Source organism: Pseudomonas sp. NPDC087817 (assembly GCF_044742875.1).
Lineage (GTDB): Bacteria > Pseudomonadota > Gammaproteobacteria > Pseudomonadales > Pseudomonadaceae > Aquipseudomonas.
Window position 1 is genome coordinate 120,062 of record NZ_JBIUVJ010000008.1, and the last position, 14,248, is coordinate 134,309.

General features: G+C 59.8%; 17 protein-coding genes and 1 pseudogene. 10 read left to right on the top strand and 8 right to left on the bottom strand.

Annotation, left to right across the window (positions count from 1 at the left end; genetic code table 11):
• Positions 1-11 precede the first annotated feature (11 nt).
• Positions 12-1,739, bottom strand: a complete 1,728-nt coding sequence (gene ggt / locus ACIONG_RS10200) for a gamma-glutamyltransferase (RefSeq protein WP_103306760.1) — start codon at positions 1,737-1,739, stop codon at positions 12-14.
• Positions 1,740-1,892: 153 nt separating this feature from the next.
• Between ggt and ACIONG_RS10205 the strand changes: the two genes are divergently transcribed.
• Entirely contained in the window at positions 1,893-2,408 is a 516-nt protein-coding gene (locus ACIONG_RS10205; protein ID WP_103306782.1) for a methylated-DNA--[protein]-cysteine S-methyltransferase, read from the top strand.
• Positions 2,409-2,529: 121 nt separating this feature from the next.
• Here the strand turns inward: ACIONG_RS10205 and ACIONG_RS10210 are convergent, their stop codons facing one another.
• The 4 genes and pseudogenes from ACIONG_RS10210 to ACIONG_RS10225 form a co-directional block, all read right to left on the bottom strand.
• Positions 2,530-3,120, bottom strand: a complete 591-nt coding sequence (locus ACIONG_RS10210) for an NUDIX domain-containing protein (RefSeq protein ID WP_212809430.1) — start codon at positions 3,118-3,120, stop codon at positions 2,530-2,532.
• 155 nt (positions 3,121-3,275) lie between these two features.
• Positions 3,276-4,274, bottom strand: a pseudogene (locus ACIONG_RS10215) (chitinase); the annotation flags it as partial.
• 43 nt (positions 4,275-4,317) lie between these two features.
• The gene (locus ACIONG_RS10220; RefSeq protein WP_401298824.1) at positions 4,318-4,953 is read right to left on the bottom strand and encodes a lytic polysaccharide monooxygenase auxiliary activity family 9 protein; all 636 of its coding nucleotides are present in this window, start codon (positions 4,951-4,953) and stop codon (positions 4,318-4,320) included.
• A gap of 222 nt (positions 4,954-5,175) precedes the next feature.
• Positions 5,176-5,613: a hemerythrin domain-containing protein gene (locus ACIONG_RS10225; protein ID WP_315448916.1), complete on the bottom strand. Its 438-nt coding sequence runs from the start codon at positions 5,611-5,613 to the stop codon at positions 5,176-5,178.
• A gap of 148 nt (positions 5,614-5,761) precedes the next feature.
• On the opposite strand from ACIONG_RS10225, the gene ACIONG_RS10230 reads away from it, so the two are divergent.
• The gene (locus tag ACIONG_RS10230; protein ID WP_401298828.1) at positions 5,762-6,187 is read left to right on the top strand and encodes a GNAT family N-acetyltransferase; all 426 of its coding nucleotides are present in this window, start codon (positions 5,762-5,764) and stop codon (positions 6,185-6,187) included.
• 99 nt (positions 6,188-6,286) lie between these two features.
• Here the strand turns inward: ACIONG_RS10230 and ACIONG_RS10235 are convergent, their stop codons facing one another.
• Positions 6,287-6,637 carry a hypothetical protein gene (locus tag ACIONG_RS10235; protein ID WP_100845748.1) on the bottom strand — a complete coding sequence of 117 codons (351 nt, stop codon included), beginning with the start codon at positions 6,635-6,637 and terminating at the stop codon, positions 6,287-6,289.
• Between the two features lie 134 nt (positions 6,638-6,771).
• Here ACIONG_RS10235 and ACIONG_RS10240 point away from each other — a divergent pair, with 134 nt between their 5' ends.
• The 8 genes from ACIONG_RS10240 (at position 6,772) to ACIONG_RS10275 (ending at position 11,472) form a co-directional block, all read left to right on the top strand.
• On the top strand, positions 6,772-7,101 hold the full coding sequence (locus tag ACIONG_RS10240) for a DUF6388 family protein (protein WP_103306783.1): 330 nt from the start codon (positions 6,772-6,774) through the stop codon (positions 7,099-7,101).
• Between the two features lie 25 nt (positions 7,102-7,126).
• Positions 7,127-7,831, top strand: a complete 705-nt coding sequence (locus tag ACIONG_RS10245) for a YoaK family protein (RefSeq protein WP_401298832.1) — start codon at positions 7,127-7,129, stop codon at positions 7,829-7,831.
• Between the two features lie 173 nt (positions 7,832-8,004).
• A complete protein-coding gene (gene tusD / locus ACIONG_RS10250) occupies positions 8,005-8,397 on the top strand; it encodes a sulfurtransferase complex subunit TusD (protein WP_401298834.1) in 393 nt (130 codons plus the stop codon).
• Between the two features lies 1 nt (position 8,398).
• Positions 8,399-8,755 carry a sulfurtransferase complex subunit TusC gene (gene tusC, locus ACIONG_RS10255; protein WP_401298837.1) on the top strand — a complete coding sequence of 119 codons (357 nt, stop codon included), beginning with the start codon at positions 8,399-8,401 and terminating at the stop codon, positions 8,753-8,755.
• Complete coding sequence (tusB, locus tag ACIONG_RS10260) at positions 8,755-9,048, top strand: sulfurtransferase complex subunit TusB (protein WP_401298840.1); 294 nt, start codon at positions 8,755-8,757, stop codon at positions 9,046-9,048. Before tusC ends, tusB begins: the two co-directional genes overlap by 1 nt.
• Positions 9,045-9,380 (top strand): TusE/DsrC/DsvC family sulfur relay protein, encoded by a 336-nt coding sequence (locus ACIONG_RS10265; RefSeq protein WP_401298843.1) that lies wholly within the window; start codon positions 9,045-9,047, stop codon positions 9,378-9,380. The genes tusB and ACIONG_RS10265 overlap by 4 nt, the downstream gene beginning before the upstream one ends.
• Positions 9,377-10,378: a glycosyl transferase family protein gene (locus ACIONG_RS10270; RefSeq protein ID WP_315448929.1), complete on the top strand. Its 1,002-nt coding sequence runs from the start codon at positions 9,377-9,379 to the stop codon at positions 10,376-10,378. Before ACIONG_RS10265 ends, ACIONG_RS10270 begins: the two co-directional genes overlap by 4 nt.
• A 92-nt stretch (positions 10,379-10,470) precedes the next feature.
• On the top strand, positions 10,471-11,472 hold the full coding sequence (locus ACIONG_RS10275) for a glutathione S-transferase family protein (RefSeq protein ID WP_212809443.1): 1,002 nt from the start codon (positions 10,471-10,473) through the stop codon (positions 11,470-11,472).
• A gap of 122 nt (positions 11,473-11,594) precedes the next feature.
• Here ACIONG_RS10275 and cysG read toward each other — a convergent pair whose 3' ends face one another.
• Positions 11,595-12,989, bottom strand: coding sequence for a siroheme synthase CysG (cysG, locus tag ACIONG_RS10280; protein WP_401298847.1), 1,395 nt, complete (start codon positions 12,987-12,989; stop codon positions 11,595-11,597).
• Positions 12,990-14,248 (bottom strand): serine--tRNA ligase (gene serS / locus ACIONG_RS10285; RefSeq protein WP_401298850.1); only part of this gene is annotated, 1,259 nt, incomplete at its 5' end. It abuts the gene before it with no gap.

Genomic DNA, 14,248 nt, shown 5'->3' on the forward strand with positions numbered 1-14,248 from the left:
TTTTACGCCTCTCAGTAACCCAGTGACAACCCGGTATTGCGCCGTGGATCGTTGGCGCCGTAGAACCGGTTTTTGCCGACCGGTTTACCCCCCAGCGACGGCGCGCCCACCAGGATCGCGGCAATGTGGTTGGCGTCCTGCGGACCGGCGAACTTGTGGCCCCAGCTTTCGAGGATCTTCCGGGTATCCGGGCTGGCGGCGAAGTCTTCGAGGTTGGTTTCTTCCGGCATCCACTGTTGGTGGAAGCGTGGCGCATCGACCGCTTCCTGCAAGCCCATCCCGTAGTCAATGACATTGAGCATGGTCAGCAAGGTGGCGGTGATGATGCGGCTACCGCCCGGTGTGCCGACCACCATGACCACTTTGCCGTCCTTGGTGACGATGGTCGGGCTCATCGACGACAGCGGCGCCTTGCCTGGAGCAATGGCATTGGCTTCGCCTTGCACCAGCCCGTACATGTTCGGTACGCCGACCTTGGAGGTGAAGTCGTCCATTTCGTCATTGAGGATCACCCCGGTCTTGCTCGCCATCACGCCTGCGCCGAACCAGTCGTTGAGGGTGTAGGTGACGGAGACCGCATTGCCCCACTTGTCGACGATCGAATAGTGCGTAGTGTTGCTGCCTTCGTGGGGCGCGACGCCGGGTTTCAGCTCGGCCGAGACGCCAGCCTTTTGTGGCTGGATCGCATCACGCAGCTTGGTCGCGTAGTTCTTGTCGAGCAGGTGCTCGATCGGGTTTTTCACAAAATCCGGATCGCCGAGGTAGCTGTTGCGATCGACATAAGCGTGACGCATCGCTTCGATCTGATAGTGCATGCCCTGGGCCGAATGGAAGCCCAGATCCTTCATCGGATAGCCTTCAAGGATGTTCATGATCTGACAGATCACCACCCCGCCGGAGCTTGGCGGTGGTGCGGAAACTACGTGGTAGCCACGGTAATCGCATTCCACCGGAGCCAGTTCACGGGTTTTGTATTTGTCGAGGTCGGCCTGGGTGATGATGCCTTTGTTGGCCTGACTGGAGGTGACGATGGCGTCGGCGACCCAGCCTTTATAGAAACCGTCGGCGCCTTTTTCAGAGATGGTGCGCAGGGTTTTTGCCAGGTCTTTCTGCACCAGTTTCTGCCCGACCTGCATTGGCTCGCCATTACTCAGGAAGATCGAACCGGAATCACGAATGTCCTTTTTGAACACATCCGTAGCGTATTCGAGCAGTTCGACATCACCCTGCTGCAACTCGAAACCGTCTTCAGCCAATTTGATCGCCGGGGCGATCATCTCCTTGCGCTGTTTGGTGCCGTACTTGCTCAGCGCCAGTTCCATGCCGGACACGGTGCCCGGCACGCCAACCGCCAGATGGCCACGGGTGCTGAGGTCCGGTATGACGTTGCCGTCCTTGTCGAGGTACATGTTGGCCGTCGCGGCCAGCGGGGCTTTTTCACGGAAGTCGAGGAAGGTCTTGCGCCCGTCTGCCAGTTGAATGGTCATGAATCCGCCGCCACCCAGGTTGCCCGCTGCGGGATAAACCACCGCCAGCGCATAACCCACCGCGACCGCCGCATCGACGGCGTTACCGCCGTTTTTCAACACATCGACGCCCACATGCGTGGCCAGATGTTGCGCGGTGACCACCATGCCGTTTTCGGCGGCGACCGGTGCCACCGAGGCAGCGTGAGCCATGAGACAGCTGAGTGCAAGTGAGGTCGCTATCAGCGATTTGGCCAAAGGTTCGTACTTCATGAGTCGATCTCTTTTTTTTGTTTTCAGGGTCTGTGCAAAACAGAGGGGAACGCTTCAAGAGCAACAAGCAGTATGGTCGGCTTTACGGTTTGCGCCTCCCCGATCAGCCAGTATGCTGGGCGTCGTTACCGTGCCGATCCGGAATTCTTCCCGATGCCCTACACGTTCATCATCCTGCCCTCGCCGGTCGGCGAGCTGAAGCTGGTCGCGAACGGCTCACGACTGGCGGCCATCCTCTGGGAAAACGACAAACCCAACCGCGTGCGTCTGGGGCCGATGAGTGAGGCACCGGATAATCCGGTCCTGATCAACACAGCACGACAGCTGGAAGAATATTTTGCCGGGACACGCAATTGCTTCGATCTGGAACTGGATTTTGCCGGCACCGATTTTCAGAAAAAGGTGTGGGCGGCGTTGCTGACCATTCCTTTTGGGGAGACTCGCACATACAGCCAGATTGCCGAGCAGATCGGCAATCCGAGTGCGGTGCGCGCAGTGGGAGCGGCGAACGGACGGAATCCGATTTCGATAGTCGCGCCGTGCCATCGAGTGATCGGAGCGTCGGGGAAACTGACCGGGTTTGCCGGGGGGCTTGAGGCGAAGGAGCGATTGTTGAGGCTGGAAGGTAGCCAGTGGTCGGAGGTAGGTCGAACGGGGGAACTGTTTTAGCCACTGCGTTCGGGGCGAAAAAGCGTTTGTGGCGAGGCTCCCGCTCCAGCTCGCAGAACTGGCAAAATCTTGGGGCCGCTGCGCAGCCCAGCGGGAGCAAGCTCCCTCGGCACAATGGTATTCAGTCGGTAAACAGATTATTCATCGCCGCGAATTGCAGCAGCATGATGGTCTTGGCATCGCAGATCTCACCGCGCTGGAACGCCGCCAATGCCTCGTCAAATCCCCACTCCAGCACTTCCAGCTCTTCAGTCTCTTCTTCCAGACCGCCACCGTTGCCGACCTTCGACGCCGAGTCGTACTCGGCAATGAAGAAGTGCAGTTTCTCAGTGACCGAACCGGGGCTCATGTAAGCCTCGAACACCTTCTTGACGTCGTGCACGCGATAGCCGGTTTCCTCTTCGGCTTCATCGCGAATACGCTGCTCCGGCGCAGCACCTTCCAGCAACCCCGCCGCCACTTCGATCAACAGGCCGTCATGGCCATTGACGAACACCGGCAGGCGGAACTGTCGGGTCAGCACCACTGAACGCTTTTCGCGATTGAACAGCAGAATCGCCGCGCCATTGCCTCGGTCATACACCTCGCGGGTCTGACGCTGCCACTCGCCGTTATTGCGGTGATAGTCAAAGGTGACTTTCTTCAACAGATACCAGTCGTGGGACAACACCTCGGTATCGATGATGTTGACCCGCTCGGCTGTGTTGGACATGACGCCTGATCCTTTTGTCATCAGAAAGCGTCCATAGTCGATCAATCGAACCCACAAAAAAAGCCCGGCAGCGCTACCGGGCTTTTTATTGGCGATTAACGGGCCATGTGCGACAGCGTTTCATCCACTGCTGGCGTGCTTGCCTGCACGCCCGTGATCAGCGGGCCGTAGCGCCGACTGAACTCCCAGTTGTACGGCACACGATCCTTGCTGACACCGTTGTCCCAGTTCACCGACCAGGTCATCAGGCCTTTGATCAGGTGCCCTTTGATCGCCAGCCGTTTGAGCACATTGCCGACGATGGTCTTGTCGATCACATAACCGGTGGCGGCAGCGTCGACGTTGGCGGGCAGGCCGATGACGAACTTGTCCGCCGCGATCTTCGTGAACCCTCGAGTGCCGGTCACCAGACTTTCGGTCAGGTAATAGAGGAAATCCTCTTTCAGCGCATCGTTGTTCTGCGCGATCCACGCGCCGGCACCGTTGTTGGCTTCCGGCACCCAGACCCCGTCGCCACCCTGATTGTAGAACTGCGGTGCGATGAAATCGTAGTAGCCTTCCAGCGCTTGCAGGTAATCGACGTACTTGCCGTTGCTGGTGAGGTACGGAAACTCCGGGGCCATGCTGATGATGAAGTGCTTGCCTTGGCCGGCGTAGTGATCCTTGACCAGTTTCAGCGCGGCTGGCAGAACGGTCTTGTTGGCAGCGAAATCAATCGCGCTCTGTTCAAGATCGATGTCCAGGCCGTCGAAGCCGTAGGTTTCCACCAGACGGATGATTTCATTGGCCAGTGGCTGTTCCTGCCCGCTGCGCAGTTCGATGTGCGCATCGGCTCCGCCAAGGGAGATCAGCACCGCCCGCCCCTGACTGTTGAGCACGCCGACCTGACGGCGGAACTCGGCATCGGAAACGTTGAACGGCTTGAAGGTCGGAATCCCGCTGCCTTTCATGAAGGCCACGGCGACGACGTTGTATTCCTTGGGTACATCCTCCAGCGCGATGCTGGCAAACCGGCCCTGCCGATAGCCGTCGCTGGGTCCCGCCGGCCAGTTGTGCCAGAAGCCCATGAGGATCTTTTTGCCGGCGATGCTCGGCATCAGCGAAGCCGCATCGGTCGCCGCATTCTGCAATAAAGTGAAGTCGATTTTTGACATGTTCTAATCCTTCAGAACGTGTGGATTGGGCGACGCTGCGCCGTTATTTGAAGTCGACGTCGAAGGCCTGATAGAAGGCGTTACCGGTGTTGGCAACGATCCACATCAGCACGATGACGTGATGACCCTTCTTGTTGGCCGGTAGTTTCACTTCGTGATCGACCTTGGCCTTCATCTCACCCGCGTGGCTGTAGTACGGAACCTGAGTGTAGAAGTCTTCGAAAAACGGTTGCGCCTCCAGTTGCGCACGGGTGATGCGCTGCTGCGGATCCCAGCCATCCTTGGTGATCAGCCAGCGGTAGCCACGGGTGGTATGCGCCGCGGTGTACACCCAGTTGACCTTGAGGGTCTGGCCCGCGGTGACGTTGAGCAACGGCCAGGCGAACGGACGATTGAGCTTCTTGCTCATTTCCTCACTGGTGAAGTTCACGCAAACGCGAGCGTCGGACTTGCCGCCACTGAGAATGTAGCCGTCAGTGGGCGGCGTGACGCTGTCACTGTCGCTGCCATAGGGCGCCGGGAACGGCCCGGCCGCCAGTGCCGGAAAGTTCTTGCCGCCTTCCATTTCGTTGACCTGCCAACCGGCCAGCAACCCGAGATCGATGGCCACCGAGCCACGGCTCGCTGGGGAGGTGACGCGACCATGTCGCAGTTGGGTTTCCAGATTTGCCTGATTCATGTTTTTCACTCCGTTGATTTAAGAACTCTCCTTCCCGAGGAGAGGCCTTCAAGCTAACGGAGGGGGATTTTTTGTCCATCGGCGGTTTTGTCGCAGTCTGCCCGGTCACAATTCGCAAAACACCGAAAATACTGGATGGATATACAGCTTATTGCGACAGCTCGCACTCGACGTATAGGCAAAGACGTACACGTCGAAGTTGCGAAATCCCGCATTGGCAACTCAGGGCAGTTGTGCCTGAAACTCTTTTTCGTACTGCCCGGCCAGCTGCACTTTCTGTTTTTCGTTGAGCAATTTGCCGGCCATCTGGAAGAACTTCTGCTCTTCTTCCTTGAGGTGGTGGTGGACCTTGTCCGAAAGCTTTTTCGCCGTGGCGAGCCAGGCGGGACTGGACATCTCGGTCTCGTCCAGCTCTTCCATCATCTCGTCCATTTCGTGGTGCTCGGAAATGGCGTGACGGCTGAGATCGACACCGTTGTCGAACTCCATCAGCGGGATATAGAAGTGACGTTCTTCGGCGGTTTCGTGGGCTTGCAGTTCGGCTTTGAGCTGCTTGTAGGCCTCGACGCGCTCCGGCGTATCGCCACTGGTCTCGATCAGGGCTTTGGCGTAGGTGCGCTGGCGATCATGGCTTTCGCGAAGGGCTTCGAAAATGTTCATGGGGTGTCCTCATCAACCGCGTTCTGGAATGACGCTGTTAAGGCTAGACCGCAGCGCGTGCGCGGCGGTTCCACCGGGTTGCAGCGGGGCTTGGAAGACGCCCCCTGCACAGGATAGGCTGCGGATTCTCACCACAAGGAAGTCATGCATGAACTTGCGCATAGAGCTGTCGCAAAACCCCACCGACGAACAACGCCAAGCCATTCTCCTGCCCCTGATTGCGTATAACGATGCCAAAACGGGGGGCTCAAAGTCAGAACCGTTCGCCCTCATGGTGCGCGATGACCACGACGTGATCCTTGGCGGCTTGTATGGCCGTGTGATTTTTCAGTGGATGTTCATTGAGTTGCTGTCAGTGCCCGAACAGGGCCGGGGACGGGGCATTGGCTCGGAACTGATGGCCATGGCCGAAGCGTTGGCCAGAGAGAAGAATTGCCTGGGCATGTGGCTGGACACCTTCGACTTTCAGGCGCCGGGGTTTTATCAGAAGCTGGGGTTCAGCCAGTTTGGTGAAATCGTCGATTATCCGCCGGGGCACAAGCGGCATTTTTTCCAGAAGCGCTTGATGGATTGAATTTGACGGCCCCTTCGCGAGCAGGCTTGCTCCCACCTTGAAATGCATTGCTGTGGGAGCTAGCCTGCTCGCGAAGACGCAAGCCGCCTCAACACATCATCAAAGGCAAGTCGCCAACGCCGCCAAACGACGCTTGGCCACGAAATCATCCTTCTGCGCGTAGTAACTCAACGCCGTGCCCGACGCCTGCGTGCTGACATCGACAAACGACTCCGCCGAACGCGTGTAGACCGTCGAACCGCCCTTTTTGCCCGGTTGCAGATAAGCCCCGGCATCCACACCGAACACCGCTTCGTCCTGCCACGCGAATTGCACGCACTGGGCGACGACTTTCTCAGGCTTGTCCGAGGTCAGGGTTTTGTAGGGAGTTTTAGTGCGAGCATCGTCCATCACCGAACCCGCGCAACCGGCCAGCACCGTCGCGGCCAGCGCCACCATCAGAATTCGCATTGCATTCGCTCATTCAGAAAAAAGCGGACTGTATCACCGCAGCAGCAGAAATCGTTCTGCTTTACTGCATTTATAGCGCGACACGCGCAGGCCGCTGCGGCAACCTAAGGTCATCAGCCTCACAAGGAAAACCCATGGCGCCTACCGATCAGCGACATGAACACGCTCTGAAACTGTTTCTCGATCAACGCCCCGAATTGCGCGAAACGCTTGATCATCTCAATCCGCTTTTGGCCCAAGCCAAGGGTGAAACCCAGGCGCAGTATCGCGAAGAGCGTCTGCACGAAGCATTTGAGGAGGAAGCAGAAAGCCTTGGGTTATTCGCCTGGGAACTGACCTTGAAACTGACGGCCGATTCGCCCGAGGAATATCAGGCCCAGCGTCTTGAGGTGCACCGCGAAGTAGCGGAAATGGCCGGCATGGAGTGGCTGGAATACTGCGATCTGTATGGAATAGAACCGTAACCGCCGCTCAAGGAAACAATTGACGATGCTGCCTTCCGCCTCGACTCACCGGGCCAGCCCCGGCCATCTGCACACGCAGAAATGGCGTGGCCGCGTGGGTCTGGCGCTGGTGGCCAGCCTGTCGGTGCTGGCCGGGATGACCGACGCCATCGGCTTTATGGCCAGCGGTGATTTCGTCTCGTTCATGAGTGGCAACACCACGCGGCTGGCGGTGGCGATCAGTGATGGCGACCTCGGCTTGACCCTGCGTCTGGTGATCCTCGTCGCTACTTTTGTTGTCGGTAATGCATTGGGTGTACTCGTCGCGCGTCTCGGCGGCCGACGGGCGCTGCCTCTTCTACTGTGTATCGCCACCCTGCTCTGCGCCGCTGCTGCCTGGCCGTTTGATTCGCAACTGCCGGCCCTGCTGGCGGCGATCATCGCCATGGGCATGCTCAATGCGTCGGTCGAGGAAGTGAATGGTCTGCCGGTCGGGCTGACCTATGTCACCGGGGCGTTGTCGCGGTTTGGTCGTGGACTGGGCCGGTGGCTGCTCGGCGAGCGGCGCAGTGGCTGGCGCGTGCAACTGGTGCCGTGGAGCGGGATGTTCATCGGCGCGATACTTGGCGCAGTGCTGGAACATCACTTGGGGCTCAAGGCGATGTTCGTCAGCGGTGTGCTGGCGGCGTTGGTGGGGCTGCTCTCGCTAAAAATCCCCCGGCGCTGGCAGTTGGGTTACATGCCCCGCTGAATTTCATTGCCTGACCTTTCTCAATCGCCAGCAGGCTGGCTCCCACATTGGATCGGTGCCGCCCCCCTCTGGGAGCCAGCCTGCTGGCGATTGAGCCAGTGCAGGCAACATCGATTTCGCCGCCTCGCCGATAAAGCTTTATCATGGCCGCAGTTTTGCTGATCGAGTCCGTCATGAAGTTCGCCATCGCGTTGTTTTCCGCCGCCCATGCGCCCTCCTCGCGCCGTGCCCTGCTGTTTGCGCAAGCTGCGCTGGCCGGCGGGCATGAGATTGTCCGGCTGTTTTTCTATCAGGATGGCGTCTACAACGCCTCCGACGCGGGGGTCACCCCGCAGGATGAACTGGACTTGCCCAAGCAATGGCGCACGTTCATCAGCGAGCAGAAGCTGGATGGCGTGGTGTGCATCGCCGCGGCCCTGCGCCGAGGTGTGCTCAACGACGAAGAAGCCAAACGCTATCAGCGTGAGGCCGTGTCGGTCAGTGCGCCGTGGGAATTGTCCGGCCTCGGTCAGTTGCATGATGCGGTGCAAGACGCCGATCGCCTGATCTGTTTCGGAGGTGCGTGAGATGGCCAAATCCCTGTTGATCATCAGCCGTCAATCGCCATGGTCCGGCCCCGGTGCCCGCGAAGCGCTGGACATCGTATTGGCTGGCGGCGCCTTCGATCTGCCGATCGGTCTGCTGTTTCTGGATGACGGCGTGCTGCAACTGGCCGCTGGGCAGAACGCCAAGGCCTTGCAGCAGAAAGACCTCAGCGCCAACCTGCAAGCACTGCCGATGTTCGGTGTCGAAGAGCTGTTTTACTGCGCCGACAGCGCCAGCGATCGAGGGCTGAAAAACCTCTCGCTGGAGGAAGCACAACCGCTCGCCGCCGAGCAAATCACCGCCCTTATTGACCGTTACGATCAGGTGATTACCCTCTGATGTCGACTTTGCATATGTTGTCTCATTCCCCGTTCGGCGACGATCGCCTGACCAGTTGCCTGCGCTTGATCGGCAGCGCTGATGCTTTGCTGCTGAGCGGTGACGCGGTTTACGCACTGCAACCGGATACCGCGCCGTTTGCGGCGTTGCAAAGCCGCCAGATAAAACTGTTCGTGCTGGAGGAAGACGTGCAGGCCCGCGCCGTGTCGATTCCGGACTGGGCCGAAGCCATCGATTACCCGGCCTTCGTCGAACTGACGATCCACCACGACAAGGTCAACAGCTGGCTATGAATTCCATGACCGTCGGCGCCCGCGCCATCGAGCTGGACAAGGGTGGCTTTCTGGTTGAGCTGAGCGATTGGTCACATGACGTCGCCAGCGCCCTCGCTGCCGCCGAAGACATCGAACTGACTGCCGACCACTGGGAAATCCTCGAACTGCTGCGCAGCTTCTATGCCGAATTCCAGCTGTCCCCGGCGACCCGCCCGCTGATCAAGTACACCGCGCTGAAACTCGGCCCGGACAAAGGCAACAGCCTGCACCTGAACCGACTGTTCAAAGGCACCCCTGCCAAACTCGCCGCGAAACTGGCGGGCCTGCCCAAACCGACGAATTGCTTATGACCGACTTCCCAGCGCTGACCCTCGAAACGCCTGCCGAACATCCGTTCGCCCAATTCGTGCGAATCCTTGGCAAAGGCAAGCGCGGCGCCCGCGATCTGACCCGAGAAGAGGCCCGCGAAGCCATGGGCATGGTGCTCGACGACAAAGTCGAGGACACCCAGCTCGGCGCCTTCCTGATGCTGCTGCGGCACAAGGAAGAAAGCGCCGAAGAAATGGCCGGTTTCACCGAGGCCCTGCGCGCTCGTTTGCAGGCGCCGGCACTGAACGTCGATCTGGACTGGCCGACCTATGCCGGCAAAAAACGCCATCTGCCGTGGTATCTGCTGGCGGCGAAATGCCTGGCACAGAACGGCGTGCGCATTTTCATGCACGGCGGCGGCGCGCACACCGCCGGGCGCCTGTATACGGAACAGTTGCTGGGAGAGCTCAACATCCCGTTGTGCCGCACCTGGCAGCAGGTCGGCGACGCGCTGGACAACGGTGGCCTCGCGTTTATGCCGCTGATGGACTGGGCGCCACAGCTGCAAAAGATGATCGACCTGCGCAACACCATGGGTTTGCGCTCGCCGATCCACTCGCTGGCGCGGATTCTCAACCCGTTGGGCGCACGCTGTGGGCTGCAAAGCATCTTCCATCCCGGCTATCAGGCCGTGCACCGTGATGCCAGCGGCTTGCTGGGCGATACCGCGATTGTGGTGAAAGGCGATGGCGGCGAAATCGAGATCAACCCGGATGCCGACAGCCATCTCTACGGTACTCGCGGCGGCGAAAGCTGGGACGAGGAATGGCCACAGCTGTCGGCACAACGCCACGTCAAACCAGCCTCGCTGGACATCGAGCACTTGAAAGCGGTGTGGCGCGGCGAGGTGGTCGACAGCTATCCGCAAATGGCGCTGATCTCGACCATGGCGCTGGCGCTGCGAGGTCTGGGGCAAAGCCGTGAACAGGCTTTCGAAACCGCCGAGCAATACTGGGCCGCGCGGGACAAATCGATTTAACCGATCATTTGCGCCCGATCTTTGCGCTTTTTGTTCGAACTCATCGGAATAGACTCGGCTCCAATGATTATTGGTTCACAGGAGTCTTGAACATGGGTTTGTTAGTCGATGGCCGCTGGCAGGACAAGTGGTACGAAAGCAGCAAGGATGGCGCGTTCCAGCGCGAACAGGCGAAGCGTCGCCACTGGGTGACCGCTGACGGCCAGCCCGGCCCGAGTGGCGAAGGCGGTTTTGCCGCCGAGGCCGGGCGCTATCACCTTTATGTTTCCCTCGCCTGCCCGTGGGCGCACCGGACGTTGATCCTGCGCAAACTCAAAGGCCTGGAAAGTCTGATCGACGTGTCGGTGGTCAGTTGGCTGATGCTGGAAAACGGCTGGACCTTCGACACGGCGCTCGGCTCGACCGGTGACAAGCTCGACGGTTTTGACTTCATGCATCAGCGCTACACCGCTGACACGGCCGATTACACCGGTCGCGTGACGGTGCCGGTGTTGTGGGACAAGCAGCTCAAACGCATCGTCAGCAATGAATCAGCGGAGATCATCCGCATGTTCAATAGCGCGTTCGATGACTTGACCGGCAACGATCTGGATTTCTACCCGGCGCCGCTGCGCGGTGAGATCGACGCGTTGAACGAGCGGATTTATCCGGCGGTGAACAACGGCGTGTATCGCGCAGGCTTTGCGACTTCGCAACAGGCTTATGAAGAAGCCTTCGACGGGGTGTTTGCCGAGCTGGATCATCTGGAGCGGGTGCTTGGTGCCAACCGTTATTTAAGCGGTGAGTACCTGACTGAAGCGGATATTCGCCTGTTCACCACGATCATCCGTTTTGACGCGGTGTATCACGGCCACTTCAAGTGCAACCTGCGGCGGATTGCCGACTATCCGAATCTGTCGAACTGGCTGCGTGAGCTGTATCAGATGCCGGGGATTGGCGAGACGGTGGATTTCCAGCACATCAAGAACCACTACTACGGCAGTCACAAGACCATCAATCCGACGGGGATTGTGCCGAAGGGGCCGGAGCAGGATTTCACAGAGGCCCATGATCGGGCGCGGCTTGCTGGCAAAGGGGTTTGGCGCCGGGGTTGATCTGGAGTTTGTGTAATTTTTGAGGGCCTCATCGCGAGCAGGCTCACTCCTACAAGGGATTTGTGAACAACAGAGATCCCTTGTAGGAGTGAGCCTGCTCGCGAATGGGGCGACTCGGTTTTTCAGACCTGCGCCTGAGCGCCTTCGAACCACGCCAGTTTCTCGCGCAGTTGCACCACTTCACCGACGATTACTAGCGTCGGCGCATGCACTTCATGCTCCGCCACCAGTCGCGGCAAATCCGCCAGCGTGCCGGTAAAGACCCGCTGATTGACCGTGGTGCCTTGCTGAATCAGCGCCGCGGGCGTATCTGCCGAACGACCATGCTTGATGAGTTGCTCGCAAATCACCGGTAACCCCACCAGGCCCATGTAGAACACCAGCGTCTGCGCCGGGGCGACAAGGTCGGCCCATGGCAGATCGGTGGAACCGTCCTTCAAATGCCCGGTAACGAAGCGCACGGACTGCGCGTAATCACGATGGGTCAGCGGAATTCCGGCATACGCCGCGCAACCGCTGGCCGCCGTAATCCCCGGCACCACCTGGAATGGAATCCCATGCGCGGCCAACTCTTCAATCTCTTCGCCGCCACGGCCGAAAATAAACGGATCACCACCCTTCAACCGCACCACACGCTTGCCGGCCTTGGCCAGATCGACCAGTTGCTGGTTGATCTGATCCTGCGGCACCGCGTGATCGGCGCGACGCTTGCCGACGTAAACCCGCTCGGCATCGCGACGGCACAACTCAAGAATCGCTGGCGCCACCAAGCGGTCGTACAGCACCACGTCGGCTTGCTGCATCAGCCGCAGAGCACGGAACGTCAGCAGATCAGGATCACCCGGGCCGGCGCCGACCAGATACACCTCACCGGTGGTGATTGTCGCTTCGCCATCGATCTTGGCTTGCAGCAGACGCTCGGCTTCGGTGCCCTGCCCGGCCAGTTGCCGGTCTGCAATCGGACCCTGAAAAACGTCTTCCCAGAACCCGCGACGCTGCTGTACATCCGGAAACAGGTTTTTAACCTGATTGCGGAAACGTGCGGCGAGCCCGGCCAACTGACCGTAGGTCGACGGAATCCAGGTTTCGATCTTGGCGCGAATCAGCCGCGCCAGCACCGGCGCATCGCCACCGCTGGACACCGCAATGATCAGTGGCGAACGGTCGACGATCGCCGGGAAGATCACGCTGCACAACTGCGGTGCGTCGACCACATTGACCGGCACGCAGCGCCGATGGGCATCACTGGAGACTTGCGCATTCAGCGCTTCATCGTCGGTGGCGGCAATGATCAGCCCGCAACCGTCCAGATCCGCTTCGACGTAACCGCGCAACACGCATTCACCACCTGAGGCGGCGACCAGGTCGCGCAGTTGCGTTTCGATTTCAGGTGCGACCACCCGCAGCAGCGCACCGGCATCGGCCAGCAGGCGGGATTTGCGCAAGGCAATCTCCCCCCCACCGACGACCAACACACGACTGCCGCGCAGGTTGTGAAACAGCGGCAGATATTTCATTTAGCCGATGACCTCAAGGCCACCCATGTACGGCTTCAGCACGTCCGGCACGCGGATCGAACCGTCGGCCTGCTGGTAGTTTTCCAGCACGGCAACCAGTGTACGGCCAACAGCCAGACCAGAACCGTTCAAGGTGTGCACCAGCTCAGGCTTGCCGGTTTCCGGGTTGCGGAAACGCGCCTGCATACGGCGGGCCTGGAAGTCGCCGCAGTTGGAGCACGACGAGATTTCACGGTACTTGTCCTGGCTCGGGATCCACACTTCCAGATCGTAAGTCTTGACCGCGCCGAAGCCCATGTCGCCGGTGCACAGTGCCAGGGTGCGGTAAGGCAGACCCAGCAGTTGCAGGACTTTCTCGGCGTTGGCGGTCAGGCCTTCCAGCGCTTCCATCGAAGTCGATGGCTCAACGATCTGGACCATTTCAACCTTGTCGAACTGGTGCTGACGGATCATGCCGCGCGTGTCACGGCCCGACGCACCGGCTTCGCTACGGAAGCACGGCGTGTGCGCCACGAACTTGATCGGCAGCAGTTTCGAGTCGACGATTTCGCCGGCAACGATGTTGGTCAGCGACACTTCGGCAGTCGGGATCAGGTACAGATCGGCTTCGCCTTCGCGGGCGATCTTGAACAGGTCTTCTTCGAACTTCGGCAATTGACCGGTGCCTTGCAGCGCCGGGGCCTGAACCAGATAAGGCGTGTAAGCCTCTTCGTAGCCGTGCTCGTTGACGTGCAGGTTGATCATGAACTGCGCCAAAGCGCGGTGCAGACGGGCGATCGGGCCACGCAACAGCGCGAAACGTGCGCCGGAGAGCTTGGCGGCGGTTTCAAAATCCAGCCAGCCGAACTTCTCGCCAAGTGCAACGTGATCTTTGACTTCGAAGTCGAAGGTCGTCGGGGTGCCCCAGCGGCGCACTTCGACGTTGTCGTCTTCATCTTTACCGACCGGAACGGATTCGTGCGGCAGGTTCGGGATGCCCAACAGGATCGAGTCCAGTTCGGTCTGGATCGCGTCCAGCTCGACTTTACCGGCGCTCAACTCACCCGCCATGCGCTCGACGTCCGCCATCAGCGGCGCGATGTCTTCGCCGCGCTGCTTGGCCTGACCGATGGATTTGGAACGCGCATTACGCTCAGCCTGCAGTGCTTCGGTGCGGGTCTGGACGGTCTTGCGCTGTTCTTCCAGCGCTTCGCTGCGCGCGGTATCCAGGGCAAAGCCGCGGGAGGCCAGGCGGTCCGCTACGTCCGGGCGGGTGGGGC

Coding starts and splice junctions, on each gene's coding strand:
- ggt (WP_103306760.1), bottom strand. CDS start 1,739: ATGAAGTACGAACCTTTGGCCAAATCGCTGATAGCGACCTCACTTGCA.
- ACIONG_RS10205 (WP_103306782.1), top strand. CDS start 1,893: ATGCCCTACACGTTCATCATCCTGCCCTCGCCGGTCGGCGAGCTGAAG.
- ACIONG_RS10210 (WP_212809430.1), bottom strand. CDS start 3,120: ATGTCCAACACAGCCGAGCGGGTCAACATCATCGATACCGAGGTGTTG.
- ACIONG_RS10220 (WP_401298824.1), bottom strand. CDS start 4,953: ATGAATCAGGCAAATCTGGAAACCCAACTGCGACATGGTCGCGTCACC.
- ACIONG_RS10225 (WP_315448916.1), bottom strand. CDS start 5,613: ATGAACATTTTCGAAGCCCTTCGCGAAAGCCATGATCGCCAGCGCACC.
- ACIONG_RS10230 (WP_401298828.1), top strand. CDS start 5,762: ATGAACTTGCGCATAGAGCTGTCGCAAAACCCCACCGACGAACAACGC.
- ACIONG_RS10235 (WP_100845748.1), bottom strand. CDS start 6,637: ATGCGAATTCTGATGGTGGCGCTGGCCGCGACGGTGCTGGCCGGTTGC.
- ACIONG_RS10240 (WP_103306783.1), top strand. CDS start 6,772: ATGGCGCCTACCGATCAGCGACATGAACACGCTCTGAAACTGTTTCTC.
- ACIONG_RS10245 (WP_401298832.1), top strand. CDS start 7,127: ATGCTGCCTTCCGCCTCGACTCACCGGGCCAGCCCCGGCCATCTGCAC.
- tusD (WP_401298834.1), top strand. CDS start 8,005: ATGAAGTTCGCCATCGCGTTGTTTTCCGCCGCCCATGCGCCCTCCTCG.
- tusC (WP_401298837.1), top strand. CDS start 8,399: ATGGCCAAATCCCTGTTGATCATCAGCCGTCAATCGCCATGGTCCGGC.
- tusB (WP_401298840.1), top strand. CDS start 8,755: ATGTCGACTTTGCATATGTTGTCTCATTCCCCGTTCGGCGACGATCGC.
- ACIONG_RS10265 (WP_401298843.1), top strand. CDS start 9,045: ATGAATTCCATGACCGTCGGCGCCCGCGCCATCGAGCTGGACAAGGGT.
- ACIONG_RS10270 (WP_315448929.1), top strand. CDS start 9,377: ATGACCGACTTCCCAGCGCTGACCCTCGAAACGCCTGCCGAACATCCG.
- ACIONG_RS10275 (WP_212809443.1), top strand. CDS start 10,471: ATGGGTTTGTTAGTCGATGGCCGCTGGCAGGACAAGTGGTACGAAAGC.
- cysG (WP_401298847.1), bottom strand. CDS start 12,989: ATGAAATATCTGCCGCTGTTTCACAACCTGCGCGGCAGTCGTGTGTTG.